26 protein-coding genes are annotated in these 26,654 nt (G+C 72.9%); 5 read left to right on the top strand and 21 right to left on the bottom strand.

Going from position 1 to position 26,654, the window contains the following annotated elements:
• Positions 1–53: 53 nt before the first annotated feature.
• Positions 54–1,019: an NAD-dependent epimerase/dehydratase family protein gene (locus E4622_RS15745; RefSeq protein WP_134741160.1), complete on the top strand. Its 966-nt coding sequence runs from the start codon at positions 54–56 to the stop codon at positions 1,017–1,019.
• Positions 1,016–2,140, top strand: coding sequence for a DegT/DnrJ/EryC1/StrS family aminotransferase (locus E4622_RS15740; protein WP_134741159.1), 1,125 nt, complete (start codon positions 1,016–1,018; stop codon positions 2,138–2,140). Before E4622_RS15745 ends, E4622_RS15740 begins: the two co-directional genes overlap by 4 nt.
• Here the strand turns inward: E4622_RS15740 and E4622_RS15735 are convergent.
• From E4622_RS15735 to E4622_RS15715, 5 genes are all read right to left on the bottom strand, one after another.
• Positions 2,082–3,089 (bottom strand): glycosyltransferase family 2 protein, encoded by a 1,008-nt coding sequence (locus E4622_RS15735; RefSeq protein WP_167736112.1) that lies wholly within the window; start codon positions 3,087–3,089, stop codon positions 2,082–2,084. The genes E4622_RS15740 and E4622_RS15735 overlap by 59 nt on opposite strands.
• 106 nt (positions 3,090–3,195) lie before the next feature.
• Positions 3,196–5,100, bottom strand: a complete 1,905-nt coding sequence (locus E4622_RS15730) for a hypothetical protein (protein ID WP_134741157.1) — start codon at positions 5,098–5,100, stop codon at positions 3,196–3,198.
• Between the two features lie 157 nt (positions 5,101–5,257).
• Positions 5,258–6,196 (bottom strand): ABC transporter substrate-binding protein, encoded by a 939-nt coding sequence (locus E4622_RS15725; RefSeq protein WP_134741156.1) that lies wholly within the window; start codon positions 6,194–6,196, stop codon positions 5,258–5,260.
• A gap of 64 nt (positions 6,197–6,260) precedes the next feature.
• Positions 6,261–7,016 (bottom strand): ABC transporter permease subunit, encoded by a 756-nt coding sequence (locus E4622_RS15720; protein WP_134741155.1) that lies wholly within the window; start codon positions 7,014–7,016, stop codon positions 6,261–6,263.
• The gene (locus E4622_RS15715; RefSeq protein ID WP_245156056.1) at positions 7,013–7,735 is read right to left on the bottom strand and encodes an ABC transporter permease; all 723 of its coding nucleotides are present in this window, start codon (positions 7,733–7,735) and stop codon (positions 7,013–7,015) included. Before E4622_RS15715 ends, E4622_RS15720 begins: the two co-directional genes overlap by 4 nt.
• Positions 7,736–7,783: 48 nt before the next feature.
• On the opposite strand from E4622_RS15715, the gene E4622_RS15710 reads away from it, so the two are divergent.
• On the top strand, positions 7,784–8,746 hold the full coding sequence (locus tag E4622_RS15710) for an ATP-binding cassette domain-containing protein (RefSeq protein ID WP_209021995.1): 963 nt from the start codon (positions 7,784–7,786) through the stop codon (positions 8,744–8,746).
• Positions 8,747–8,876: 130 nt separating this feature from the next.
• Here E4622_RS15710 and E4622_RS15705 read toward each other — a convergent pair whose 3' ends face one another.
• The 6 genes from E4622_RS15705 to folP form a co-directional block, all read right to left on the bottom strand.
• Positions 8,877–9,986 carry a GNAT family N-acetyltransferase gene (locus E4622_RS15705; RefSeq protein ID WP_134741153.1) on the bottom strand — a complete coding sequence of 370 codons (1,110 nt, stop codon included), beginning with the start codon at positions 9,984–9,986 and terminating at the stop codon, positions 8,877–8,879.
• Between the two features lie 48 nt (positions 9,987–10,034).
• Positions 10,035–10,616, bottom strand: a complete 582-nt coding sequence (locus E4622_RS15700; RefSeq protein WP_134741152.1) for a hypothetical protein — start codon at positions 10,614–10,616, stop codon at positions 10,035–10,037.
• Positions 10,617–10,709: 93 nt separating this feature from the next.
• Positions 10,710–11,201, bottom strand: a complete 492-nt coding sequence (locus E4622_RS15695) for a DUF3180 domain-containing protein (protein WP_134741151.1) — start codon at positions 11,199–11,201, stop codon at positions 10,710–10,712.
• A complete protein-coding gene (gene folK / locus E4622_RS15690; protein WP_134741150.1) occupies positions 11,198–11,767 on the bottom strand; it encodes a 2-amino-4-hydroxy-6-hydroxymethyldihydropteridine diphosphokinase in 570 nt (189 codons plus the stop codon). The genes E4622_RS15695 and folK overlap by 4 nt, the downstream gene beginning before the upstream one ends.
• Entirely contained in the window at positions 11,760–12,134 is a 375-nt protein-coding gene (folB, locus tag E4622_RS15685; RefSeq protein ID WP_134741149.1) for a dihydroneopterin aldolase, read from the bottom strand. Before folB ends, folK begins: the two co-directional genes overlap by 8 nt.
• Entirely contained in the window at positions 12,131–12,967 is an 837-nt protein-coding gene (gene folP, locus E4622_RS15680; protein ID WP_134741148.1) for a dihydropteroate synthase, read from the bottom strand. The genes folB and folP overlap by 4 nt, the downstream gene beginning before the upstream one ends.
• A gap of 114 nt (positions 12,968–13,081) precedes the next feature.
• Between folP and E4622_RS15675 the strand changes: the two genes are divergently transcribed.
• A complete protein-coding gene (locus tag E4622_RS15675; protein ID WP_134741147.1) occupies positions 13,082–13,942 on the top strand; it encodes a class I SAM-dependent methyltransferase in 861 nt (286 codons plus the stop codon).
• Between the two features lie 15 nt (positions 13,943–13,957).
• Here E4622_RS15675 and folE read toward each other — a convergent pair whose 3' ends face one another.
• From folE to dacB, 7 genes are all read right to left on the bottom strand, one after another.
• Positions 13,958–14,578: a GTP cyclohydrolase I FolE gene (folE, locus tag E4622_RS15670; RefSeq protein ID WP_134741146.1), complete on the bottom strand. Its 621-nt coding sequence runs from the start codon at positions 14,576–14,578 to the stop codon at positions 13,958–13,960.
• Positions 14,579–14,582: 4 nt separating this feature from the next.
• Positions 14,583–16,643, bottom strand: coding sequence for an ATP-dependent zinc metalloprotease FtsH (ftsH, locus tag E4622_RS15665; protein ID WP_134741145.1), 2,061 nt, complete (start codon positions 16,641–16,643; stop codon positions 14,583–14,585).
• Between the two features lie 216 nt (positions 16,644–16,859).
• Positions 16,860–17,837, bottom strand: a complete 978-nt coding sequence (locus E4622_RS15660) for a ribose-phosphate pyrophosphokinase (RefSeq protein ID WP_134741144.1) — start codon at positions 17,835–17,837, stop codon at positions 16,860–16,862.
• A gap of 56 nt (positions 17,838–17,893) precedes the next feature.
• Entirely contained in the window at positions 17,894–18,445 is a 552-nt protein-coding gene (hpt, locus tag E4622_RS15655; protein ID WP_134741143.1) for a hypoxanthine phosphoribosyltransferase, read from the bottom strand.
• 4 nt (positions 18,446–18,449) lie between these two features.
• Positions 18,450–19,436 (bottom strand): tRNA lysidine(34) synthetase TilS, encoded by a 987-nt coding sequence (tilS, locus tag E4622_RS15650; protein ID WP_134741142.1) that lies wholly within the window; start codon positions 19,434–19,436, stop codon positions 18,450–18,452.
• Complete coding sequence (locus tag E4622_RS15645; protein ID WP_245156055.1) at positions 19,433–20,476, bottom strand: zinc-dependent metalloprotease; 1,044 nt, start codon at positions 20,474–20,476, stop codon at positions 19,433–19,435. The genes tilS and E4622_RS15645 overlap by 4 nt, the downstream gene beginning before the upstream one ends.
• 39 nt (positions 20,477–20,515) lie before the next feature.
• On the bottom strand, positions 20,516–21,913 hold the full coding sequence (gene dacB, locus E4622_RS15640; RefSeq protein ID WP_134741141.1) for a D-alanyl-D-alanine carboxypeptidase/D-alanyl-D-alanine-endopeptidase: 1,398 nt from the start codon (positions 21,911–21,913) through the stop codon (positions 20,516–20,518).
• 108 nt (positions 21,914–22,021) lie between these two features.
• On the opposite strand from dacB, the gene E4622_RS15635 reads away from it, so the two are divergent.
• Positions 22,022–22,522 (top strand): inorganic diphosphatase, encoded by a 501-nt coding sequence (locus tag E4622_RS15635; RefSeq protein ID WP_134741140.1) that lies wholly within the window; start codon positions 22,022–22,024, stop codon positions 22,520–22,522.
• 37 nt (positions 22,523–22,559) lie between these two features.
• On the opposite strand, the gene E4622_RS15630 is transcribed toward E4622_RS15635, so the two are convergent.
• Genes E4622_RS15630 through E4622_RS15620 form a run of 3 tightly spaced genes read right to left on the bottom strand, consistent with a single transcriptional unit; the run spans position 22,560 to position 26,642 of the window.
• Entirely contained in the window at positions 22,560–23,237 is a 678-nt protein-coding gene (locus tag E4622_RS15630) for a class I SAM-dependent methyltransferase (RefSeq protein WP_134741139.1), read from the bottom strand.
• Positions 23,238–23,241: 4 nt separating this feature from the next.
• Complete coding sequence (locus E4622_RS15625) at positions 23,242–25,260, bottom strand: acyl-CoA dehydrogenase (RefSeq protein WP_134741138.1); 2,019 nt, start codon at positions 25,258–25,260, stop codon at positions 23,242–23,244.
• Between the two features lie 32 nt (positions 25,261–25,292).
• The gene (locus E4622_RS15620) at positions 25,293–26,642 is read right to left on the bottom strand and encodes a C40 family peptidase (protein WP_134741137.1); all 1,350 of its coding nucleotides are present in this window, start codon (positions 26,640–26,642) and stop codon (positions 25,293–25,295) included.
• Positions 26,643–26,654: the final 12 nt, after the last annotated feature.

Here is a 26,654-nt window from a genome sequence, read left to right as displayed (position 1 = left end):
CCTGCCCGCGCCAGCAGAGCCTACGCCCGACCCCCTTCGCGAACGAGCAGGTCATGTCAGTCAAGTCCAAGTCCATCCTGGTGACCGGCGGCGCCGGCTTCATCGGCAGCCACCTCGTCGACCGCATCGTCGCCGACGACCCCGCGCGGGTCACCGTGGTCGACAACTTCTTCCTCGGCGAGGCGAGCAACCTGCGCCACGCGCTGGCCACGGACGCCGACGTCGAGGTCATCCGCCTCGACGCGGCGGACCTCCCGGCCATGCAGGACATCGTCGAGCGCCGTGGCGTCGACACGATCTTCGACCTCGCGGTGATCCCCCTCCCGACGTCGCTGGTCTACCCCGCGTGGACGGTGCAGACCAACGTGGCCATCGCCCTGACGGTCAGCGAGCTCACCCGCCGCGGCCTCGTCGAGCGGCTGCTGCACGTGTCGACCTCCGAGGCCTACGGCAGCGCGCGCTACATCCCCATGGACGAGGACCACCCGCACGACGCGATCACGCCCTACGCGGCGAGCAAGAGCGCCGCGGACCGGATCATCGAGTCCTACGTGCAGACCTTCGGCATCGACGTGACCGTCGTCCGCCCGTTCAACAACATCGGCCCGCGTCAGAACCCCGGCTCCTACGCCGGCATCGTGCCGATCGTCGTCAAGCGCGTCATGTCGGGCCAGCCGATCGAGATCTTCGGGGACGGCGAGCAGACCCGCGACCTGATCTTCGTGCGCGACACCGCCGACCTGATGGTCGAGATCCACGACGCCCCCGAGTGCCGCGGCGAGGTGCTCAACGTGGCGAGCGGCGTCGAGACCTCGGTCAACGAGCTCGTCCGCCGCCTGCTAAAGACCATGGGCGCGCCGGACCACCCGGTCGTGCACACCGCTCCCCGACCCGGCGACGTGCGCCGTCACCTCGCCGACGCGACCAAGCTGCGCAAGGTGATCGGCCGCGACATCCCGACGCTCAGCGACGACGCGCTCGCCGAGACCGTCGACTGGTACCGCGGGGTCCTCGCTTGAGGCTCAACGTCCCCCTCATCGACGGCGACGAGCTCGCCGAGATCACCACCGTGCTCGCCTCGGGCATGCTCACGCAGGGCGCGCGCGCCCGGGAGCTCGAGGACGCCGTCCGGGCCGTCACCGGCACGCCGTACGCCGCCGCCGTCAGCTCCGCGACCACCGGCCTGCACCTCGCGCTGGTGGGCCTCGGGGTCGGTGCCGGCGACGAGGTGGTCATGCCGGCCTTCAGCTTCCCCGCGACCGCCAACGTCGTGGTGCAGCAGGGCGCCGTCCCGGTGTTCGTCGACATCGAGCCCGACACCTTCAACCTCGACCCGCGGCTGCTCGAGGCCGCGATCACCGAGCGCACCGCGGCGGTGATGCCGGTCCACGCCTTCGGCCTGTGCGCGGAGATGGACCCGATCAACGAGGTCGCCGCCCGCCACGACCTGCCAGTGATCGAGGACGCCGCCTGCGCCCTCGGCGGCACCTACCGCGGTCGCGACGCCGGCTCGCTCGCGACCGCAGGGGTCTTCTCCTTCCACCCCCGCAAGATCGTGACCTCGGCCGAGGGCGGGATGGTGACGACGGCGTCCGCCGACCTGGCCGAGCGCATCAACGTGCTGCGCACCCACGGCGCCGTCCGCGGCGAGCTGTTCATGGAGTTCGTCGACGCCGGCTTCAACTACCGCCTCTCCGACGTGCACGCAGCGATCGGGGTGGCCCAGATGCGCAAGCTCGACCACATCCTGTCCGAGCGCCGCCGGCTGGCCGCGGCGCTGACCGAGCGGCTGGCGTCGGTCGCCGGCGTCACTCCGCCGTCGGCGCCGGCCCACATCCTCCACTCCTACCAGTCCTACGTCGTCACGCTGGCCGACGACATCGACCGCGACGGCGTCATCCGGTCGATGCGCACCCACGACATCGAGACCACGCTCGGCACCTACGGCATGCACCTGCAGCCGTACTTCGTGGGCAGGTTCGGCGAGGCGAGCGCCCGCTTCCCCGAGGCGACCCGGGCCCACCACCAGACGCTGACCCTGCCGCTCTACCCGGGCATGGCCGACGAGGACCTCGACCTGATCAGGGCCGGACTGACGGCGAGCGTGGCGGAGAACCGTCGGGCGCCGGCACCGTCCTGACGTCGCGCACCACGAACAACGGCCGGGCGCGGGTCTCCTCGACCGCGCGCCAGAGGTACTCCCCGATCACGCCCACCACGGTCAGCTGCATGCCGCCGAGCAGCAGCACCGCGACGAGCACGGTCGACCACCCGGGCGGGGTCTCCACCCCGACGAGCACGCGGACGACCAGGAAGATCGCGTAGAGGACGCCGAGCAGGGCGACGCCCAGCCCCGCGAAGGTGCACAGGCGCAGCGGCATCGACGAGAACTGGATCAGCGAGTCGACCGCCAGCTGCAGCATCCGCCGCCGGGTCCACCGGGACTCGCCGTGCGTCCGCGCGACCTGGTCGTAGTCGACCCGGGTCTGGGTGAAGCCCAGCCAGGCGATCAGGGCGAGCACGTTGCGGTTGTGCTCGGGCATCTTGGCGACCTCGTCGATGACGCAGCGGTCCACCAGCACCCCCGAGGGCCCCTCGGCGGGGTAGTTCTGGAGCTCGGCGTAGCGGGTGAACAGCACCGAGAAGGTCTTGGAGAACGCCTCCTGCGTCCACGAGCGGCCCGCGCGCGTGCGCCGTACGCCCCAGACGACCTCGGAGCCGGACTCCCAGCCCGCGATGAAGTCGTCGATGAGCGAGGGGGGCTCCTGCAGGTCGGCGCCGAGCACGATCGCCGCGTCGCCGTGGCAGGCCTCGAAGCCCGCCGAGATGGCGTAGTGCGACCCGAAGCGGCGCGCCAGCCGCACCACGACGGTGCGGTGGGCGGGGTCCGCGCCCGCGACGACCAGGTCGGCGGTCCCGTCGGTCGAGCCGTCGTCGACCACGACCAGCTCGAAGTCGTAGCCGGCGTGCGCCTGCGCGAGGTGGCCGAAGCGCTCGATGAGCCCGGGGACGTTGGGGGCCTCGTCCAGGGCCGGGACGATGATCGAGACCAGACGGCGAGGCGTCTCCTCGACCGGATTCTGCGTCATGCTCGTCATCTCTCCCTGGAGGATCGGGGCACCGGGCCGGCGGGCGCCCGGTGCGGCTCGGCCACGACACGATAGGACACCGTCACGCCGGCGCAGGCGTGCGAGGTCACGGGCCCTCGCGCGGCACGTAGACGACCACGTCCGGGATCGGCACGGTGACGCGGATCTTCTCGTACCTCGCCAGGTAGATGCCGCAGTGGCGCAGCGCGGTCCGCTCGCGGTCGGTCACGGGCCGGTTGAACAGCACGATCGGCTTGCGGGCGCCCCACCACCGGTCGTCGTCACAGGTGCGCACCACCCCGGCGGTCGAGCGGGCGGTGTCGAGGCGGGAGTACCACGCCTCGCCCACGGGGCGGCCGTCGAGGAGGTAGACCAGGCCGGCCATGCCGTCGAACGGCATCATCGCCCGGCCGGGCTTCTCGACGTACGGCAGCAGGCGCTCGCGCAGCGCGGTGTAGGACGCGGCGTCGTCGGGGTCGAGACGCACCGAGTCGAGGGCGGGCACGTCCTGGGCCGAGGCGGTGCTGTCGGCGAAGCCCGAGGTGCGGTAGGGGCGGTTCCACAGGCCGTCGACGGCGATGCAGGTCGTGGCCACGACGATGCCGACCACGGCCCCGGTCAGCAGCACCTGGGTGGCGCGCTGGCGCGCCCACGGCGCCGTGACGACCATGATGGCGAGGGCCACCCAGGCGGCGAGGCCCAGCACCGCCATGAACTGCAGCAGGTTGCCCGTGCCCACCGACACCGCGACCGGCAGGACCAGCAGCATCACGACGACGACGGCGCGCGCCAGGTGCGGGCGCCAGGTGCCGGCAGCCGTCGCCCCGCTGCGGCGCCGGCGCACGGCCGAGACGAGGCCGGTCGTCAGGGCCGCGAGCAGCACCGCGGCGAGCGGCGCGAAGATCGTGACGGTGAACGTCAGCAGCTGCGGCGACCCGGCCAGCGTGCCGTCGTGGCGCACCACCTGCACGACGCTCCACCCGAGCGCCACCACGGCGAGCGCCACCGACGCCCTGACCCAGCGCGCCAGGAGCGGCGTGAGGACGGCGGCGAGCAGCAGCGGCCAGTACTGGTCGACCACGTCGTCGACGAGGGTCCTGCCACCGGTGCGGTAGCGGACCAGGAGGTTGCTCGGCGAGTTCGTCGAGTCGGCCACCCTCGAGTTGACCTCCAGCATGGGCGGCACGATCGTCTGGAACGGGACCAGCGCGAACTGCACGAACGCGCCCATGAGCAGCACCCCGGCGACGCCCAGGCCCACGAGACGACCGAGCCGCGCGGTCCCCTGCCGCTCGGCGAGGTGGACGATAAGCAGGACGACCACGATCCCCAGCAGGACGAGCGCCGCGGAGGACCACTTCGCCAGGCACATCACGACCGCCGTGGCGCCCATGCCCAGCGGGACCCACGCCGGTGGCGGTCGGTCCAGGGCGTTGTCGCGGGCGATGCGCAGCGTGCCGCCGGCCAGGACGAAGGCGCACGAGAGCGCCAGGTCGTTGTAGCCGGGGCTCAACGGCAGCCACGAGTAGGTGATGCCGGCGCAGGACGTGATCGTCGCGGCCCCGGCGACCTCCCACCAGCGCGTGGTGGGCGCCGTGGGGCGCTGGACCCGCAGCCACGCCATGAAGGCCCAGCCGAGCCAGGCATGGGCCGCCACCGTCACCACCAGGCGCACGATGCGCAGCAGGCCGATGTCGTAGCCGAGCAGCTGGAAGACCGGGCCGTAGACGTACTGCACCCCGGAGAACGCGTCGAAGTTGACGTTCCACCAGCGGTAGCTGAGCAGGTAGAAGCTCTCGTCGGTCAGGTCGAGGCCGCGACGTGCGCACAGCACGACGACGACGGCCCAGGTCAGCGTCGCCGCGAGCGCCCCGGCGGCGGCCAGGCGGGGCAGCCACGTGACGGCGGAGGCGGTGCCGCGGTGCCGGTCCTCGGGGACAGCCGTGGCAGCGGTCCGGCCGGTGCCGACCGGGTCGTCCGCGGACGACCCGGGGGTCTCGCTGTCCGTCACTGGGCCTCTCTCCTGCACCGGGTCCCGGCGACCGGGCGCGGCGTGAAGTGTAAGCGCCGCGCCGGCCCGGGACGGCGTCGCCGGCCCGGCGGACGGGGGTCGGGACGCGTGAAGGCGCCCGCTCGTCGGACGAGCAGGCGCCTCAGCGAGGTGGGGGCTAGATGAGGCCCTCGTCCTCCAGGAACTCCTTGGCCACGTCCTCGGCCTTCTCGCGGTCGATGGTGACGCGGCCGAGCAGGTCGTTGACGGTGTCGTTGTCGAGCGCCGCCATCAGGTCGTTGAGCAGGCCCTCGACGTCCTCGTGGTCGGCCAGGAAGTCGCTGGACACGGCCGGCACGTAGTTCTGCGCGGGCTGGATGCCCTTGTCGTCCTCCAGCAGCACCAGGCCCTCGTCCTCGAGGTTGGGGTCGATGGTGCCGGTGAGCCCGAGCTGGGACTCGCCGTCCTTGACCGACTGGTAGGTCTCCGGCGAGGCGAAGCCCAGCGGCAGGATCTTGCTGATCTCGATGCCGTAGACGCCGGTGAGGCCACCCTCGCAGTCGGCGCGACCCTTGCAGTCGGGCGACCCCGCGAGCACGATGCTCTGCCCGGTCAGGTCGGAGAGCTTGGTGACGCCCTCGGACTCGGAGTAGTCCTGCGTCACGAAGAACGCGTTCTGGGAGCTGGCCTCCGACGGGTCGAGCAGCGTGATGCCCTTGGCCTCGGCGAGCGGGCGGACCGCCTCCAGCGACGCCTCGGCGTCGTTGGTGGTGATCGGCTCGGCGTCCTCGCCGTTGGCCTCGGTGTTGAGGAAGTCGCCGATGCCGGCGATGTACTCGGGGACGATGTCGACGTCGCCGGGGAAGATGCTCATGTAGGCGTCGCGGGCGTCGACGGCCTTGACGTCGACGTCGTAGCCCTTCTCCGACAGCAGCACGTCGTAGAGGGAGCCCACGAGGTTGGCCTCGGGGAAGTTCTGGGTGGCGATGGTGACGGAGGCGCCGTCACCGGCACCTCCCCCGCCGCCCCCGTCGCTCTCGTCGTCGCCGCACGCGGCGGTGACGGAGGCGAGCAGGGTCAGGATGCCGGCGGTGGCGAGCGAGCGGCGCAGATTCATGGTGGTGACCTTCTGTGTCCCGTGGCGGTGCCACGCGTGTCCGGTGGAGCGAGCGGAGGACCGCTCAGCCGTCGCTCTCGGCGGCCGCACCCACTGTAGGCGGCACCGGGGACAGCCCCTGCTTCCTCGCCCGGGAACGGGTTTGCGGCACCGGGTCGGCCGCCCGCTGGGCGAGGGCCATGGCGCCCTCGAGCAGCAGCGCGATGGCCGCGACCAGCAGGGCGCCGGCGATGCCCTCGCTGCGCCGGTCGGTGTTGGCGAAGCCGAGGCGGATGACGTTGCCGAGCCCGGGGCCGCCCACGAGTGCGGCGATCGTCGCGGTCGCCCACACCTGGACCAGGGCGAGCCGGACGCCGGACATGACCAGGGGCAGGCCCAGGGGGAGCTCGACGCGCCAGAACTGCTGGCTGCCGGTCATGCCCATGCCGCGGGCGGCCTCCTTGGCCTCGGGGGCGACCTCGCGCATGGCGACGTAGGACTGGGTGATGAGCGGCGGCAGGGCGAAGAGCACCAGGGCGACGAGGGTCGCCAGGCCGGCGCGGCCGTAGGGGCCGAACTCCGCCGACCCCGGCCAGGAGAAGCGCGCCAGGAGGGCGAGCAGCGCGAACGTCGGCACGGCGCGACCGATGTTGGAGACGTTGATCGCCAGGAAGCCGAAGCGGCCGATGCGACCCAGGTAGAGCGCCAGCGGCAGGCTCACCGCCATCGCGACCACCAGGGCGGTCACGGTGAGCAGGAGCTGCTGGACCAGCTGCTCGAGCAGCCCACCCTCGTCGGTCCAGCTCGCGGCGTCGAAGAGGTAGTCGAGCACGCCGTTCATGCGCGGACCCCCTGTCGGGCCCAGGGGGTGAGCAGTCGCTGGGCCAGCACCAGCAGGAGGTCCAGGACCAGCGCGAGCACGACGCAGAGGACGGCCCCGGTCATCAGCTCGGCGTTGAACTGGGTGCTCTTGCCCTCCGCGATGAGGAAGCCGAGACCGCCCTCGGAGACGACGGTGCCGATCGTGGTGAGCGCGACGGTGGAGACGGTCGCGACGCGCAGCCCGGCCATGATCACCGGCAGGGCCAGCGGCAGCTCGATCTTGAGCAGCAGCTTGGCGCGTCCGTAGCCGAGCCCGGTGGCCGACTCACGGACCTCGTCGGGGACCGAGCGCAGCCCGTCGAGGAAGGCCCGCACCAGGATCGTGAGGCAGTAGAGGCCCAGGCCGATCACGACGGTGGTCTTGGTGAGCCCGGTGAGCGGCACCAGCAGCGGCAGCAGCGCGAGGGAGGGGACGGTGTAGAGGCCGGTGCTGACGCCCAGGACGGTCGACTCGAGCCGGGGGTAGCGGCGGGCGAGCAGGGCGAGGGGGAAGGCGATGAGGAGCCCGAGCAGCACCGCGGCCACGGTGATCTGCACGTGCGTGGTGGTCGCCTCGGTGATCTCGTCGCTGCGGTCGCGGACGTAGTCGAGGCAGAACCAGGCGTTGACGTCCTTGGAGTAGCACTTCGGCTCGCGCGTCGACACCGCTGTCGTCAGCAGCGCCGCGGGTAGGGTCACCGCATGGACGCTACCCGCTCCGACGGCCCGGGCGAGGACTCCGCACCGATGATCCGCCTCAGCGGTGTGGGCAAGACCTACGACGACGGCACGGTCGCCGTGCAGGAGCTGGACCTCGAGATCCGCCGCGGCGAGCTCGTGTGCCTGGTCGGCCCGTCCGGCTGCGGCAAGTCCACCACGCTGAAGATGATCAACCGGCTGATCGAGCCCACCACCGGGCGCATCGAGATCGACGGCAAGGACGTCACCGGCGAGGACCCGGTCCGGCTGCGGCGCGGCATCGGCTACGTCATCCAGCAGGTCGGGCTCTTCCCGCACCAGACGATCACGGCCAACGTGATGACGGTGCCGCTGCTCTACGGCGAGCCCAAGTCGGTCGCCCGCGAGCGCGCGCACCACCTGCTGGACCTCGTCGGGCTCGACCCGGCGACGTACGGCGAGCGCTACCCGCACCAGCTCTCCGGCGGTCAGCGGCAGCGGGTGGGGGTGGCCCGGGCACTGGCCGCGGACCCGCCCGTGCTGCTGATGGACGAGCCGTTCGGCGCGGTCGACCCGGTGGTGCGGGTGCGTCTGCAGGACGAGTTCCTCCACCTGCAGCGCGACCTGGGCAAGACCGTCGTCCTGGTGACCCACGACATCGACGAGGCCGTCCGCATGGGCGACCGCGTCGCGATCTTCGCCGTCGGGGGTCGGCTGGCGCAGTACGCGACGCCCGTCGAGCTGCTGGCGCACCCGGCCGACGACTTCGTGGCCGACTTCGTCGGCTCCGAGCGGGGCCTGCGCCGGCTCAGCGTCACCCCCATCGACCTGGCGCACCTCGAGCCCCTGGACGGCGTCAGCGTGGGCGACCTCGCCTCCACGATCGACCTCGACAGCACCCTGGAGCAGGCGCTCGCCCTGATGCTGCGCGACGACCGCCTCATGGTGGGCGTCAAGGACGGCCCGAGGTTCGTCGGGGTGCTCACCCCCAACGGCGTGCACCGCGCGCTCCGCGCGTCGCTGGTGCGGTAGCCGGGCGCGTACCAGCAGATGCTGGTACCGGTCCACGCTCCGCAGCCCCAGCCGTCGGCGACGGGCTCGGTCTCGACGCGCCCGTCGCGACCTCGTACCTCGGTCGCGGGGCTTGCTCGACCTGGCCCGGCTATCCCGTGCGCTCCTCCGTCGCGCCCGGGAGGACGGTCACATCCCGGTGCCAGGACTCGGTGACGTACTTGGTGACCCAGCCCATCGAGACGTAGAGGCCGTCGGCGCCGGTGGAGGAGTCGGCGTCGACCTCGAGGGTCACGCGGTCCCGCCCGCGGGCGGCGGCGTCGGCGATGATCGTGCGCAGCAGGCCCTTGGCGACGCCGCGGCCGCGCGCCTGCTCCAGCACCCCGATGTAGGACACGTAGGAGCCGTCGGGGCCGTTGGCCGACTCGGAGTGGGTGCCGATCAGCGCGCCGACCGGGGTCACCCCGTCGCCGTCGTCGACCTCCGCGAGCCACCAGTGGTCCCAGCGGTGGCCGGGATCCTCGCGCAGGCGGTTGAGGAACTCGTCGAAGGTCTCCGCCCACGAGTTGAAGTGGTCGACGAACGCGCCCTCGAGGACGTCGTGCACCTCGCGCAGGTCGTCCTCGTCGGGCATCCCGTCGGCGCCGCGGCGCACGAGCCGGAAGCGCGCCTTCTCGCTCTCCCAGCGCTCCGGGGACGGCACCAGGTCGGCCTCGTCCGCGGTCACGGGGCGGCTCATCTGCCACCAGGTGCGGACCCGGGTGAACCCGCCGGCCTCGAGCCAACGGTGCTGGCGGTCGTCGTCGGCGAAGGAGCCGGTGTCGATCTGCTGCACCTCCAGGCCGCGGGCGGCGCCGACGGCGCGGGCCTGCCCCACCGCCCACTCGACGAGGACGTCGGAGCAGGAGCGGCCGAGCCCCTCGGTGAGGTCGCGGGCCACGATGTGCACGAACAGCATCCGGCCGCCCGCTCGGTCGTGGACGCTTCCCCACGCCTGGATCTCGCCGGCGGCGTCGCGCACGACGACGTTCTCGCGGGTGCGCAGCCCGGCCTCGGAGACCTCGACCAGGACGTCGTCGAGACCGGAGCCGGCCCAGCCCCGCCCGTGCTGCTCGTGGGCGCGGAGCAGGTGGGTGAGCCGCGCCAGGGTGAAGCGGTCGCCGGGGTCCGGGGAGTCCACGGACCAGCCGCCGGGCAGCCCGGGGCTGTCGGGGAGGAGCTCCTCGGGGTCGCTCTCGAAACGGGACTCGTCGGTGCTCACGAACGACGATCCTCCCAGTACGACGTCAGCGGTGCGCCGCGCGGGGGCTCAGGCGTGCTTGCGCGTGGCCTGGGCGGCCTGCCACTCGGCGGTGACGACGTCGAGCTCGCGCTCGATCTCGGCCACGCGGACGATCGCCTCGGCGGCGCGCTGCTCGGCGTCGTCGAGCCGGGTGCGCAGCGTGGCGACGTCGCGCTCGGCGTCCTCGGCGCGGTGCTGCTCGACGGCGAGCTTCTGGTGGGCCTCGACCAGGCAGCCCTGGGCGTCGCCCAGGTCGCGCTCGAGCGTGGCGATCGTCTGCTCGTGGCCGGAGATACGGGCCGAGGTCGCGGCGACGTAGGCGGCGTTCTCGGCGGTGCGGGCGACCGTGATGTCGCGGTAGCCCTGGGCCTGCGTGGCGCGGTCGCGCGCCGCCTCGCGCCGGGAGTCGGCGAGCTCGGCGTGCGTGATGCGGGTCGCGGCAGCCCCCAGGCCGACCGCGAGGACGCCGGCCAGCGTGGCGGTGAGCCACGAGCCGGTCAGGGCGGCCGCGGCGACAGCCAGGGCGGCGACGAGGAGCAGCGTGCCGGCGACGACCAGGCGGGTGGACCGCTGGCGCCGACGCACGGGCGTGCTGGACGGGGAAGCCATGTGCCGACAGTAGGTCTCCGCACGGGCTCTTCCGCGCCGACGCGCCGCCTGTCATGGGGCGGGTGTGACGCCTGGGGCGGCGGTCAGGTCGGCTCAGGCGGCGGGCGGGTCGTCCGGGACCCGGCAGGCGCGCTCGAGGAGCAGGGCGGTGACGGCCACGGCCAGCCCGCCGACCGCGGCCACCGCGGAGCGCAGCAGCCGCTCGTCGCCGAGCTCGGCGTCCGAGCCGAGCCAGCTGAGCGCGTAGCCGAGGTAGCCACCGCCCGCGAGCGCGCCGACGTAGGCGCAGGCGCGGGCCAGGACCAGCCGGTTGACCGCCTGGTGGGCGTCGAGCCGCTCGCGGCGCACGTGGACCGAGCGCCACGTGGCGTGGGCGGTGCCGCCGAGGATCGCGGCCACGAGCAGCAGCGCCAGCGGCTGCGCCCACGAGACCACGGGCGCCGTGCCGCCGAGCCGCTCGGAGAGCGGGTGGACCAGCCAGCCGACCGCGAGGCCGGCGACCGCCCACGCCGCCACCACCGCGGGCGGGGTCGGCCGCAGCGAGCCCGGGGGCGGGCCACCGTCGGGGCCGGAGGCCTGGGTCACTCCACGTCGAGCGCGAGGTCCTCGCGCCGCACGAGCCCGTCGGTGCCCAGGCCGGCCAGCAGGTCGGAGATGGGACCCCGGTCGGGGAAGACCGCGTCCGGCTCCACGTCGTGCCACGGCTTCAGCACGAACGGTCGCTCCGCGGCGCGCGGGTGCGGCAGGCGCAGGTGCTCGTCGTCGCTGCGGCGGTCGCCCACCACGATCAGGTCGACGTCGAGGGTGCGCGGGGCGTTGAGGACCTCGGTGCGCTCCCGGTCGAAGGCGTCCTCGATCGCCAGCGCCCGGTCCATGAGCCGGTGCGCGGCGAGCGTGGTGTCCACCAGCAGGACGGCGTTGAGATAGCTCTCGGCGCCGGCGGGCGAGTCGACGGGCTCGGTCTCGTAGACCGGGGAGACGGCGGTGACCCAGACGTCGGGGGTGTCGGCGATCGCCTCGACCGCGCCCTGCAGGCTGGCCATCTTGTCGCCGAGGTTCGAGCCGAGGGCCAGCACCGCACGTCGGATCGGACGCATCTCACCGGTGAGGGTGTCGGCGTCGATGATGTTCGGGTTGGGGGTCTCAGTCACGGCGGCCCTCGCGTTTCCGGGTGATCGTGAGCGCTACGTCCGAGAACGTCGCCTCGATGGGGGCATCCGGCTTGTGAACGGTCACCCGCGCCCATTCAACACGAGCGTCCAAGAGGCAGACACCCGCGATCCGCTGGGCAAGGGTCTCGATCAGGTCGACCGGATCTTTCTCCACGGCGGCTTTCACCGAGGCCACGAGACTCCCGTAGTCGACGGTGTCGTGCAAGTCGTCGGAGGCCGCCGCAGGGGCGGTGTCGATACCGAGGGAGAGATCGATCACGAAGGTCTGGCCCTCGCGCCTCTCGAACTCGAAGACCCCGTGGTGGCCGTAGCACTCGATGCCGAGCACGGCGAGCTCGTCGGTCATGTGGCGCCTTCCGTCGGGTGAAGCATGGCGTACGCCGCCAAGGCGTCGCGGCTCGCGCGGACGTCGTGCACGCGCATCCCCCACACACCCTGCCGTGCGCAGTGCAGGACCACCGCGACGTGGGCGTGCTCGCGCTCGTCGACCGGGCGGGGCGTGCCCTCGGCGTCCGCGAGCAGCCGGCCCAGGAACGCCTTGCGGCTGGCCCCGACCAGGACCGGGAAGCCCAGCTCGTGCAGCCAGGACAGGTCGCGCACGAGCGGCCAGCTGTGCTCGGCGAGCTTGGCGAACCCGAGACCGGGGTCGAGCACGAGCCGCTCCGGGGAGATGCCGGCGGCCAGGACGGCCTCGACGCGGGCGGCGAGCTCGTCGCGCACCGCCGCGACGACACCGCCCGGCCCGTCGTAGACCGCGAGGTCGCGCATCCGGTCGGCGTGGGCGCGCCAGTGCATGGCGACGTAGGTGACGCCCGCCTCGGCGACGACCCGCAGGATCCGTGGGTCGGCGAGCCCCCCGGACACGTCGTTGACCATCGTGGCCCCTGCCGCGACGGCCGCCTCGGCGACCTCCGCGCGCATCGTGTCGACCGACACCGTGGCACCCTCGGCCGCCAGCGCGCCGATCACGGGCACCACGCGGTCGAGCTCCTCGGCCACCAGCGGTCGGGTGGCACCCGGCCGGGTGGACTCCCCGCCGATGTCGAGGACGTCGGCGCCGTCTCCCAGGAGGGCCAGGCCGTGGGCGATCGCGTCGTCGGGACGCAGCCAGCGGCCGCCGTCCGAGAACGAGTCGGGGGTCACGTTGACGACACCCATGAGCACCGGGGTCGTCGCCATGGGGAGAGGCTAGTGGCTGGGCGTGCGGGACCGACCACCCGATCGGGGACGGTAGTTTGTCCCCGCCGGCCGAGCGCCGGCACGACGACGAGCCCCCCACCAGCAGGAGACACCATGCCCCAAGCGTTGCGGACCCTGGCGGTACGCGTGGTCAAGCCCCTCGTGCCGCAGGCGCTCTGGCGTCGGCTGCGCGGTGTCGCCGGCCGCACCGGTGTCGCCGCCCCCGCCCCGGAGCCGCTCAGCCCCGCCGAGCAGCGGCGGCGCCGCCTGCAGGCGATGGACCTGACCGAGCTCGCGCAGGAGTTCCGCACGGACAAGTGGGGCCGGCACTTCTACACCCCGCACTACCAGCGCCACCTCGAGCACCTGCGTGGCGAGCGGTTCACGCTCCTCGAGATCGGCATCGGCGGCTACGCCCGCGAGAAGCAGGGCGGCCGGTCCCTGCGCATGTGGAAGCACTTCTTCCCGCGCGCCCAGGTCGTGGGTCTCGACATCGAGGACAAGTCGTTCGTCGAGGCGCCCCGGATCAAGGCCTACCAGGGCAGCCAGGTCGACCCCGAGGTGCTGGAGCGGATCGTCGCCGAGAACGGCCGCCCGCAGGTCGTCATCGACGACGGCAGCCACCGCCCCGAGCACATCCGCGAGACCTTCCGGCTGCTGTTCCCCCTGCTCGCCGACGACGGCATCTACGCCATCGAGGACACCCAGACGTCCTACTGGCCCAAGTGGGGCGGCAGCGAGGACCGCCACGACCCCACCACGACGATGGCCCTGGTCAAGGACCTCCTGGACGGGCTGAACTACGAGGAGTTCCTCGACGCCGACTACGAGCCGAGCTACAGCGACCGGCACGTGGTGGCGGTGCACGCCTACCACAACCTGGTCTTCATCGAGAAGGGCCTCAACAACGAGGGCGGCGGCCCCGGGGCCGGCCGCAAGAAGCCCGGCGACACCGCTCGCGGCACCGCGGGCTGACGGCGCAAGTGAGGCTCAGCCGCGCCGGCTGTTGATGAGCGCCATCGCCTCGTTGCGGGTGGCGGGGTCGGAGAGCATCGTGCCCCGCACGGCCGAGGTGATGGTGCGCGCGCCGGCCTTCTTGACCCCGCGCATCGTCATGCAGAGGTGCTCGGCCTCGATCACGACGATGACCCCCCGCGCCGCCAGGATGTCCATGAGGGCGTCGGCCACCTGGGTGGTGAGGCGCTCCTGGACCTGCGGGCGCTTGGAGTAGACGTCGACCAGCCGGGCCAGCTTGGACAGCCCCGTGATCTTGCCCGACTCCGCCGGGATGTAGCCCACGTGGGCGACCCCGGTGAACGGCACCAGGTGGTGCTCGCACATCGACCACAGCTCGATGTCGCGCACCAGCACCATCTCCTGGTGACCGAGGTCGAACGTCGTGGTGAGCACGTCCTCGGGGGTCTGACGCAGCCCCTGGGTCAGCTCGGCGTAGGCGCGCGCGACCCGGGCCGGGGTCTCCCGCAGCCCCTCACGGTCGGGGTCCTCGCCGATCGCGAACAGCAGCTCGCGGACGGCGGCCGCGGCGCGGTCGTGGTCGAAGTCCGGGATCTCCTCCGGCGCGCGCGCAGGCACGCTGATCGGGTCGGTCACGGCTTCAGCCCGGCAGTCCGGAGCCGGGCTCGGGGGGACCGGCCGTCGGCGGGGTGCCGCCGTGCACGTCGCCGCCGGAGCCCGGCGGAGTGAGGATCGCGCCGGCGCTCTCCGCGTCGGGTCCCTGGCCGTTGGCCGCGACCCGGTCCCGGATCTCCTGCGGGATCTCGATCGGCGGGATGGCCGAGGGGTTGCGGTCCGGGGAGCCGGTCCATGCGGGACGCTCAGGGCGGCGGCGCAGGGGCACGAAGACCTCGGCGACCTCGGCCTTGTCGAGGGTCTCGCGGTCGAGCAGCGCGAGCACCAGCGCGTCCAGGACGTCGCGGTTCTCCTCGAGGATGTCGAAGGCCTCCTGGTGGGCGGCGGCGAGGAACTTCTTGGTCTCGTCGTCGATCATCGCGGCGACGTCCTCGGAGTAGTTGCGCTGGTGGCCCATGTCGCGGCCGAGGAACGGCTCGGAGCTGGCGTCGCCGAGCTTGATCGCCCCGAGACGCTCGGTCATGCCGTACTGGGTGACCATCGCGCGGGCCAGCGAGGTGGCCTTCTCGATGTCGTTGCCGGCGCCGGTGGTGGGGTCGTGGAAGACCATCTCCTCCGCCGCCCGGCCGCCCAGCATGTAGGCCAGCTGGTCGAGCATCTCCGAACGGGTCTGGGAGTACTTGTCCTCGTCGGGCAGCACCATCGTGTAGCCGAGGGCGCGACCGCGCGGGAGGATCGTGATCTTGTGGACCGGGTCGGTGCCGGGCAGCGCCGCGGCCACCAGGGCGTGGCCGCCCTCGTGGTAGGCGGTGATGAGCTTCTCCTTCTCGCTCATCAGCCGCGAGCTGCGCTGCGGGCCGGCGATCACCCGGTCGATGGCCTCGTCGAGGGAGCGGTTGGTGATCACCAGCTCGTTGTTGCGCGCCGTGAGCAGCGCGGCCTCGTTGAGCACGTTGGCGAGGTCGGCGCCGGTGAAGCCGGGAGTGCGGCGGGCGTAGGACATCAGGTCGATGTCGGGCGACATCGGCTTGCCGCGCGAGTGGACCTCGAGGATCTTCTTGCGGCCGGCCAGGTCGGGGGCGTCGACGCCGATCTGGCGGTCGAAGCGGCCCGGGCGCAGCAGCGCGGGGTCCAGGACGTCGGGCCGGTTGGTCGCCGCGATGAGGATGACCCCGCCACGCACGTCGAAGCCGTCCATCTCGACGAGCAGCTGGTTGAGGGTCTGCTCGCGCTCGTCGTGGCCACCGCCCATGCCCGCGCCGCGGTGACGCCCGACGGCGTCGATCTCGTCGATGAAGACGATCGCGGGGGCGTTCTCCTTGGCCTGCTCGAAGAGGTCGCGGACGCGGCTGGCGCCGACGCCGACGAACATCTCGACGAAGTCGGAGCCGGAGATGGAGTAGAACGGCACGCCGGCCTCGCCGGCCACCGCGCGGGCGAGCAGGGTCTTGCCGGTGCCCGGAGGACCGTAGAGGAGCACGCCCTTGGGGATCTTGGCACCCACGGCCTGGAACTTGGCCGGCTCCTGCAGGAACTCCTTGATCTCGCCGAGCTCCTGGATCGCCTCGTTGGCGCCGGCGACGTCGGCGAACGTCGTCTTGGGCATGTCCTTGGTGATCAGCTTGGCCTTGGACTTGCCGAACTGCATGACGCCCCGGCCGCCGCCGCCCTGGACCTGGTTCATGAGGAACAGGAACAGCAGGATGATCAGCGCGAACGGCAGCAGGGTGGCGAGGATCGAGCCGAGCAGGCTGGGCTGGGGGTTCTCGGAGTTGGACTCCTCGATGGCGCCCTGCCGGACCTGCTCGTCGACCTGGCGGATGATGCCCTGCTGCTGGCCCTTGACGAAGTAGGCGACGACCTTGTCGCCGCTCTTGCGGACACCGGAGTCGAGGGTGGCCTGGATGGCCTGGTCCCCGTCGACGAAGGTGATCTCCTTGACCTGGCCCTTGGCGATGTAGGACTCCATGCGCGAGGTCGGGACCTCGTCGAAGCCTCCCCCGGGCGCGAGGAACTGGAGGGCGAGGAGGACACCGACGACGGCGACCGCGATCCAGACCCAGGGACCCTTGAAAATGCGCTTCACAGACTTCTCTTCGCTTGTACTGGGCCTGTCGACGTGAGCCCAGGACTGAACACTCGACGGTACACGCCGATCACAGGGTCCATTCTCGCAGGCACATGGGTGGAACGACCCGCGGGGCGCGGTGGTTCCGCGCGGCGGGGCGGCGGACGGGTCGTGTGTCGGACAGCGCGCCAGGGCGCTGCGTGCGGCACACGACCCTGCAGCCGGGGGCGCCGCTCAGTCGAAGAGGCGGGGCTGGGGGGAGGCATGGGCGGGGTCGACGCCGTCGAAGAGGCTGCTGACCGACTCGCCCTCGTGGATGCGCTGGATGGCGGCCGCGAAGAGCCCGGCCACCGAGCGCACCCGCAGCTCGGGCCAGCCCGTGGGGCTGGGCACCGTGTCGGTGGTGACCACCTCGGAGATCATCGGGTGGCCCTGGAGCCGCTCGAGGGCCTTGCCGACGAACAGGCCGTGGGTGCAGGCCACCGCCGCGCTCGTGCAGCCCTCGTCCGCCAGCCGGTCCAGCAGCTCGAGGATCGAGCCCCCGGTCGAGATCTCGTCGTCGAGGACGATCGCGCGCTTGCCGGCCACGTCGCCCACGATCTCGTCGATGACCACCCGGTCGTCGGCCAGGCGCTTCTTGCTGCCGGCGGCCACCGGCAGGCCCAGCAGCCGGGAGAACTGCGTGGCGGTCTTGGCGTTGCCGAAGTCCGGGGAGACCACGACCGCGTCGGTGAGGTCCTGGCCCTGGAAGTGGTCGGCCAGCTCGCCCAGCGCGGTGAGGTGGTCGACCGGCACCGAGAAGAAGCCGTGCACCTGCGGCGCGTGCAGGTTCATCGTGATCACCCGGTGCACGCCGGCCGCGGTGAGCAGGTCGGCGACCAGCCGGCCCCCGATGGAGATGCGCGACGCGTCCTTCTTGTCCGAGCGCGCGTAGGAGTAGTACGGGATCACCGCGGTGATGGAGGCGGCCGAGGCGCCGCGGGCGGCGTCGATCATCAGCAGCAGCTCCATGAGGTGCTCCTGCGTCGGAGGCGACAGCGGCTGCACGAGGAAGACGTCGCGCTGGCGGCAGTTGGCCTGCAGCTGGGCCTGGAGGCAGTCGTTGGAGAAGCGGGTCAGCTCCACGGCCGAGAGCTCCACGCCGAGGTGCTCGCAGATGCCCGTGGCGAGCGCCCGGTGGGCACTACCGCTGAAGACGACGATCTCGCGCACGTGCCTGCTTCCGGGTCGAGGCGCTCGGTGTGCTGAGGGTAGCCGTCGGGACGGGGTCAGGAGTAGACGTGCGGGGCGAGCGTCCCGATGTCGCGCAGGTTGCGGTAGCGCTCGCGGTAGTCGAGGCCGTAGCCGACGACGAACTCGTTGGGGATGTCCCAGCCGACGTACTTGACGTCCACCGGCATCTGCAGGGCCTCGGGCTTGCGCAGGAGCGTGCAGATCTCGACGCTGGCGGGGTTGCGGCTCGACAGGTTGGAGGTCAGCCAGGACAGGGTCAGCCCGGTGTCGATGATCTCGTCGACGATCACGACGTGGCGACCGGAGATGTCGGTGTCGAGGTCCTTGAGGATCCGCACGACGCCCGAGGACTTCGTGCCGGAGCCGTAGGAGGACACCGCCATCCAGTCCATCTCGACGTGCCGCGTGAACGCGCGCGCCATGTCGGCCATGACCATGACGGCGCCGCGCAGGATGCCGACGATCAGGAGCTCCTTGCCGGCGTAGTCCCGCTCGATCTCCTCGGCGAGCTCGCCGATCCGCTCGAGGATCTGGGCCTCCGTGTAGAGGACGTTGACGAGGTCGTTCTCCACATGGGCTGCGTCCATGGCGTCAGGATTCCACAGGCCGCCGGCGCCACCGCAGGTGGTCTCCCTCGCGGTACGCCGTCACGTGGCCGGGCAGCTGGATCTCCTTGGGGAGCCGGTCGGTGTTCCACACCTGGCGCTCGAGCGCGTCGACGTGGACGGCGAACAGCTCGCCGGGCGGGCAGCCGGCCCGCAGCGCCGCCAGTCGCAGCATCCGGGTGCGCACGGCCTGGGCCAGCATCCGCACCGGGGCGACCTGGAGTCCGGCCTCGTCGTCGTAGTGGGTGGTCAGGGCGGCGGCGGCCAGGTCGTCCAGCGCCTCCATGTCGGGGCGCAGCTGCTCGGCGGTGCGGGCCAGGGTCTCGGCGACCCCGGGACCCAGCTCGCGCTCGAGCAGGGGCAGCACCGTGTGGCGCACGCGCGAGCGGGTGAACCTCGGGTCGTCGTTGTGGGGGTCGGTCCAGAACTCGACGCCCTCGGCCCGGCAGGCGCCCTCGGTCTGGGACCTGCGCACCCCCAGCAGGGGTCGGCGGAAGACGTCGAAGGCGGGTCGCATGCCGGCGATGGACCGGCCACCCGAGCCCCGTGCGAGCCCGAGCAGGACGGTCTCGGCCTGGTCGTCCAGGGTGTGGCCGAGCAGCACCGCGGCGGCGCCGAAGTGGACCGCCATCTGCTCGAGCACGGCGTAGCGCGCCTCGCGGGCCGCCGCCTCGAGGCCCTGGCCGGAGGCCTCGACCTGCACGCGCACGGACGCCGTCTCGTCGGCGCCCAGGGCCACCATCTGGGCGACCACGCGCGCGGCGTGGTCGGCCGAGCCGTCCTGGAGCCCGTGGTCGACCGTGACCCCGACGACCCGGGTCGTCCCCCGGGCCTCGAAGACGGTGGCCCCCAGCAGCGCGAGGCTGTCGGCGCCGCCGGAGCAGGCCACCAGGACCGGGCCGCCGCCGAGGTCGACCAGCCCGCGCCGCCGTACGGCGAGGCGGACCGCCGCGACGTCGGCGTCCAGGCTCATCCGAGGACGCGCGCGACCCAGGCCTGCGGGTCGGCGATCTCGGCCTTGGACGGGAGGTTCTCCGGGCCGGCCCAGACGGCGTTGAACTCGTCCATGCCGACCTTGTCGACGACCGTGCGGACGAACGCCGCCCCGTCGCGGTACTGCGCCATCTTGGCGTCCAGCCCGAGCAGGCGGCGCAGGACCCGGTCGAGGGTGCCGATGCCCTTGCGGCGCTGGTTGAACGCCCGGCGGATCTTGTCGACGCTGGGGATCACCGTGGGGCCGACCCCGTCCATGACGACGTCGGCGTGGCCCTCCAGCAGCGACATGACGCCGGTGACGCGGTCCATGATCTCGCGCTGCTCGGGCGTGCTCATCACGTCGACCAGGCTGCCGCCGCGGGCGCCGTCCTTGATGCCCTCGACCAGCCGCTGGAAGCCGTCCTCGAGCACCCCGGCGGGCTCGACGGTCGAGGCGATCGCCTCGATCTCGGAGAAGAGGTGACCGCGCATCCACGGCACGGCGGTGAACTGGACCCGGTGGGTCTCCTCGTGGAGGCAGACCCAGAGCCGGAAGTCGGTCGGGTCGGCGCCGATCTCGCGCTCGACGTGGACGATGTTGGGCGCCACCAGCAGCAGCCGGCCGTCGGGCTCGTAGAACGGGTCGAACTGGCCGAGGACCTTGGAGCCCATGAAGCCGAGCAGGCCGCCGACCTCGGCGCCGGTGATGCGGGAGCCGACCTTGAGCGCCAGCCCGGTGGGCGGCTTCTTCGACGCCAGCTTCTCGATCAGCGGGGCCACCACCACGCGGAACCCGTCGGCGTTGGCGCGCACCCACCCGGCGCGGTCGACGACCAGCACGGGCGCGGTGTGGTCGCGGGCGACCAGGCCCGTGAACTCCCGCACGAGCCCGGTGGAGCGGTCGGCGCCGGCCCGCAGCTCGGCGACCACCTCGGCGGCCTCCTCGCGGCTCGTCTCCGGGCCGTCACCGGCGATCTTGGAGCCGATCGAGACGGCGAAGTCCCAGTCGACCATCGAGTCCTGGGGGTTCGACGTCATGCCCCGAACCTATCCGCTGCCTGGGAGGGCACACCCGGCTCAGCCGCAGCGGCACGCGCCCAGCGCCGCCGCGGCGGCGTCGAGGGCCACCTCGGCGTCGGTGCCCTTGAGCCGGCCCACGCGGTCGGCCATGAGCACGAAGAGCAGCGGCCGTCCGGACACGTCGGTCGCGACGCCCGCCAGGGAGGCCACCCCGGTCAGGGTCCCGGTCTTGGCCCGCACGCGCCCGCGGCCCTCGGCCGGGCCGGCCAGGAAGCGGTCGGCGAGCGAGCCGTTGAAGCCGCTCACGGGCAGCCCGCTGAGCACCGCGGCCAGCTCGGGCCGCTCGCTCGCGAGGCGCAGGACGTCGACCAGCACCGCGGGGCTCATCCGGTTGCGCCGCGACAGGCCGCTGCCGTCGTACAGGGTGGTGCCGGCGAGGCGGACGCCCGCCTCGCGCAGGACCCGTACGACGCCGCGCCGGCCGCCCTCGAAGGACGCCTCGCCGCTCATCTGGAGCCCGACGTGGCGCAGCAGGACCTCGGCGGCCTCGTTGTCGCTGACCATCAGCACGCGCTCCACGACCTGGCTCAGCGGCGCGCTCGTCACCTCGGCGACCGCCTCGCCGGAGGGCGGCGCCGTGCCCGGGGCGGGCGCCCCGGTGACCGCGACCCCGGCCGCGGCGAGGGCCGCCGCGAACGCCCGGGCCGCATCCGCTGCGGGGTCGGCCACACGGCCGAACCCCGCCTCCGGGCGGCCCTCGTCGACCCAGAGCGAGGAGATCGGCGAGACGACCCCGTCGGGGACGTAGTCAGGCTCCCACTGGGGGCTCGCGGACGGGCCGGTGAACGGCCCGGCGTCGTACTCGACGCGGACCCGGCGCACGCCCTGCTCGCGCAGCGCCGCCGCCGTCCGCGCGGCCAGCGTGGCCACGTCTGCGCGCGCGGGGTAGGGCTGGTCGTCGCCGGCCGCGGCGGGCGCGCGGGCCAGGAACGGGTCGCCGCCCCCGACCAGCACGATGCGGCGCGGGCCGGCGCGCACGACGGTGGTGCGGAAGGTGTGGTCGGGGCCCAGCGCCAGCAGCGCGGCGGTGCTCGTGACCAGCTTGGTCGTCGACGCCGGGACCGCGGCCCCAGCACCCCCCACCACGACAGGCCGTCCGCCCGACAGCGGCGCGACCGTGGCCAGCACGTGGCGGCCGAGGTCAGGATCGGCGAGGTACGGCGCGAGCGCCCGTCGCACCTTGGCGGCGCTCAGCGCGGAGGGCCGGGCCGCAGGTGCGACCGCGTCCGGGGCGACGACGGCGGGCAGGTCCAGCCCCGGCGGCGGGGCGATGACGGCCGGGTCGGGCGAGGAGGAGTCAGGCTCGAGCCAGCGGTCGAGGAGGTCGTAGTGCCAGGCGGCGAGGCCGCCCAGGACGAGGGCGAGCACCAGCACCGTGCCGATCGTGCGACGCACCTCTCACCTCCGACTGCCTCCCGACTGCGTGTGCGCAGCCATTGTGCGGGACAATGATCCCCGGCCTCGCCGGGCCTGCCGCAGGCGACTGACATATCGGAGGAAGACGTGCTCGAGTTCGACGTGCTGGTGGAGATCCCCAAGGGCGAGCGCAACAAGTACGAGGTGGACCACGAGAGCGGCCGCATGCGCCTCGACCGGATGCTGTTCACCTCGACGCAGTACCCCGCCGACTACGGCTACATCGAGAACACCCTGGGCCAGGACGGCGACCCCCTGGACGCCCTGGTGCTGCTCCAGGCACCCACCTTCCCCGGCTGCCTCATCAAGTGCCGCGCGATCGGGATGTTCCGCATGACCGACGAGGCCGGCGGCGACGACAAGGTCCTGTGCGTGCCCGCCAAGGACCCGCGCCAGGAGCACCTGCGCGACATCAACCACGTCCCGAAGTTCGACCGGCTCGAGATCCAGCACTTCTTCGAGGTCTACAAGGACCTCGAGCCCGGCAAGTCCGTCGAGGGCGCCGACTGGGTCGGCCGCACCGAGGCCGAGCTCGAGGTCAACGCCTCGTTCAAGCGCTTCCTCGACACCGGCGGCACCGCGCACTGAGGGCCGCTCCGGAGGCCATGAGTTTCACTCCCGCGCCTCAGCGCTTGACGGCGCGGAAGTACGACATCGCGCCGGAGGGCTCGAGCGCGACGTCGACGGCGCCCTGGGCGGTCAACCACAGGCGCAGGTCCTCGGAGGTGCACCCCGGGCCGAGGACGCCGGCCAGCCGGCCCGCCGTACGCAGGGGGGCGTGGCGCAGGCCGGAGTCGTTGAGCAGGGTGCTGCCGGTGATCGTCCCTCCCGGGCGCAGCACGCGCATCATCTCGACCACCGCCCGCGCCGGGTCGGGGAAGCAGTGCAGGCCTGTGAACGACACCACGACATCGAAGGCGTGGTCCTCGAAGGGCAGGTCCTCGACGTCGGCCAGCCGGGTCTCCACCTGGTCCTCGACGCCGAGGGCGAAGGCGGCGTCGGTGGTGCGGTCGAGCATCGGCTGCGCGATGTCGGCCGCGACGTAGCGCAGCCCCTGGTCGGGCCGCAGCCCGCGCAGCGCGACGCCACCGCCGCAGGGCACGTCGAGCACGGATGTGCCGGCAGGAAGCCGCCCGAGCTCGTCCGTGGCGGCGTAGAGCCGGTCCAGGTCGCTCTGCAGTCCGACCGCCCAGGCGACGCGCCCGACCGTCGGGTGGCCCACCAGCCACGGGTAGACCGTCGCCCAGAGGGGGTCCTCGGACCAGCCCCCGAGCCCGAGCAGGCGTCGGCCGGGCAGCGTCACGGCGTCACGGCCCGACCGGCCCCACGAGGTCGGGTGAGCGCAGCATCTCGTGAGGCACTCCGAACGCGTCGACGAGGTCGCCCGCCACCGGGCGGATCTTGCGGCACAGCGACGAGACCTCGCGGCTGATCGCCTTGGAGCGCGCGACCGTCAGCCGTCCGTGCTCCATGAACCACGCCCGGTCGGCCTCGATCGTCGACAGCGCGTGCAGGTCGCACAGCAGGTTGAGGCTGACCTTGAGGTCCCCGTCGGGCAGGGCCCGGGTCTTGGCCACGAACGCCTCGAGGACCAGGCGCTCGACGTGGGCGCGGGCCGCGCCGATCACGTGGTCCTGCACCTGGGAGAACACCGCGCCGGGGTTCATCTTGTTGTCGATGCCGCGCTTGAGCCGGCGGGCGACACCGCCGAGCATGTGCTCCTCGCGGAAGCGCAGCATCGCCAGCTGGTAGTCGGCGTCGAGCAGCCCGGCCTCCTGGTCCCAGCCGTCGTCGCCGCCGGGCAGGACGTCCTTGATGCGCTCCAGGAGCTTGTGGACGCTCGTGCGCTCCAGGACGGTCTCGACCGCCAGGCCCGCCACGAACCGCACCATCCCGAACTGGTCGAGGTCGGCGAACTCGCTGGAGTAGTCGGTCAGCAGTCCCTTGGCGACGAGCTGCAGCAGCACGTGGTTGTCGCCCTCGAACGTCGTGAAGACGTCCGTGTCGGCCTTCAGCGCCGCGAAGCGGTTGACCGCGAGGTAGCCCGCACCGCCGCAGGCCTCGCGGCACTCCTGGATGGTCCGCGTCGCGTGCCAGGTGCCGAGCGCCTTGACGCCGGCGGCCAGCGACTCGAGCTCGCGCTGCCGCTGCTCGCCCTCGATGACGCCGGAGAGGATGTCGTGCAGCTCACCGGCCACGCGCTCCTGGGTGAAGTGCAGCGCGTAGGTGCGCGCGAGCAGCGGGAAGAGCCGGCGCTGGTGCAGGCCGTAGTCGAGGAGCAGCTCCTCCTCGTCCTCGCTGGTCGCCTCGAACTGCCGCCGGCGCAGGGCGTACTTGGTCGCGATCGTCAGCGCCACCTTGGCGGCGTTGATGCCGGCACCGCCCACGCAGACGCGGCCCTGGATCAGCGTGCCCAGCATCGTGAAGAACCGCTTGTTGGGGTTCTCGATGGCGCTCTCGTAGACGCCGGCCGGGGTGACCTCAGCGAAGCGGTTGAGCATCGCGGTGCGCGGCACCCGCACCTCGTCGAACCACAGGCGCCCGTTGTCGACGCCGTTGAGCCCCATCTTGAGGCCGTCGTCCTCGATCCGGACGCCCGCGCACGGCTCGCCGCCCTCGCGGATCGGCACGACGAAGGCGTGCACGCCCTCGGAGCCACCGGCCACGTGCAGCTGCGCGAAGACCACGGCCACCTCGGCGTGCTTGGCGGCGTTGCCGATGTAGTCCTTGCGGGCGTCCTCGCGGGTCGTCGTGATGACGAACTCCTGGGTCGCCACGTCGTACGTCGCCACGGTGCCGAGCGCCTGGACGTTGGAGCCGTGTCCGCTCTCGGTCATCGCGAAGCAGCCCATCAGCTCACCGGTGATGAGCCGCGACAGGTAGGCCTCGTGGTGCTCCTGGGTCCCGAGCTGCAGGATGGCGCCGCCGAACAGCCCGAACTGGACGCCGACCTTGACCAATACCGACAGGTCGCCGAAGGCGAGCGTCTCGAACGCCGCGATCGAGGCGCCGATGTCGCCGCCGCCGCCGTACTGCTCCGGGAAGCCCATGCCGGTCTGGCCGGTCGCCGCCATCTCGACGACGATCTCCTTGACCCGCTCGCGGTAGTCGTCGGTCGACAGCGTCTCGGCGTCCTCGAGGACCGAGGCGTAGTCGGTGAGGTTGTGACGGACCAGGTTGCGGATCTCGGCGTACTTGCCGTCCAGGACCGCCTGCAGCGCGGCCACGTCGACCTGCGGCTGGACGTAGCCGTCGGCAGGCTCCGGCGTGGGCTCCGGGGCGGGGTCGGGCGTGGTCGAGGACGGAGGCGCGGTGTCGGTGGCCATGGCCGCACGCTACCGGCGCGCCCCCGCGAGCGTCAGGGACGGGCGAAGAAGTTGGGCGGGGTCCAGTAGTAGAGCGACTCCTCGGCCACCGGGCGACCGGTGCGCGGCGCGTGGATCATCCGGCCGTCGCCGATGTAGAGCGCGACGTGGTAGATCGACGAGGAGCTGCTCGAGGAGCCCCAGAAGACCAGGTCGCCCGGCTCCAGCTCGCCGGCCGAGATCGGCGTCGACGCGTCGTACTGGGCCACGGAGTAGTGCGGCAGCGAGGTGCCGCCGCGCTGCCAGGCGCCCATGGTGAGGCCCGAGCAGTCCCAGGAGCCGGGGCCGGCGGCGCCCCAGACGTAGGGCTCGCCGATCTGCTCCCGGGCGAAGGCGATGGCGGCGCTCGCGCCGGAGGAGGCCGGCGGCGCGGTGGGGTGGCTCGCGCCGGCGTGCTCCTCGGCGGCGGGCTGCTCGGTGGCGGGTGCCTCGGGGGCGGGGGCCTCGGGGGCGGCCTCGTCGGCGGGCGGGGCCTCCTCCTCTTCCTCGGCGGCGGCGGCTGCGGCCGCGGCCTCCTGCTCGGCAGCGGCCTGCGCGGCGGCGGCCCGGTCCGCGGCGGCCGCGGCGGCGGCCGCCTCGAGGCCGGCCTGGCGGCGCTCGGCGAGGCCGACGCTGATGTCCTGGAGCCGGGCGAGGTCCGCGAGCAGCGAGGACTTCTCCGCCGCGACGGTCTGCGCCTCCGACGCGGCGGCGTCGGCGGCGTGCTGCGCCTCGTCGCGGGCGTCGCGGGCGGCGGTCTCGGTGCGCTCGGCCTGCGTGCGGGCCTCGGCGGCCAGGTCGCTGGCCTCGGTCGCGCGGGCGGAGGCCGCCTTGAACTCGTCGTAGTTGCTGTCGAGCGCCGACTCGGTGTCGCGCATGGTGTCCATGCGCTCGAGGACGTCGAGGATCCCCTCGGACTCCATCACGCCCGACACCGCGTTGAGGGTGGGCATCGACTGCACCGAGGTGACGACCGAGCTGGCGTAGACCTCACGCAGCCGGGCGACGTCGGCGGCCGCGGCCGCCTCCTCCCGCTCGGCCTCGCGGGCGGCGGCACGGGCCAGCCCCGCCTCGTAGCGGGCGCCGTTGAACGCCTCCGCGGCCTGCGCCGCGGCGATCGAGGAGGCCCGCAGCCGGTCGTTGGCCGCGTCGATCGCGGCCTGGATCGAGGCGACGTCGTCGGTGCGGACCGCGACCGCCTGCTCGGCGGCGCGCACCTCGGACCGGGACGGCAGCGGAGTGTCCTCGTCGGCGTGCGCGACCTGAGTGGTCGCGACACCCGCGGCGAGGGCGAGGCAGAGGGCGGCGGCAGTCGCGCGGGAGCGCACGGCGGTCTCCAGACGTGTCGGGGAAGTGAGCAACACCCGGCACGCTAG

It is taken from the genome of Nocardioides sp. 503 (genome assembly GCF_004522095.1).
Lineage (GTDB): Bacteria > Actinomycetota > Actinomycetes > Propionibacteriales > Nocardioidaceae > Nocardioides.
Note: the sequence above shows the minus strand (reverse complement) of the source record. Positions and strands in the feature narration are given on the sequence as shown.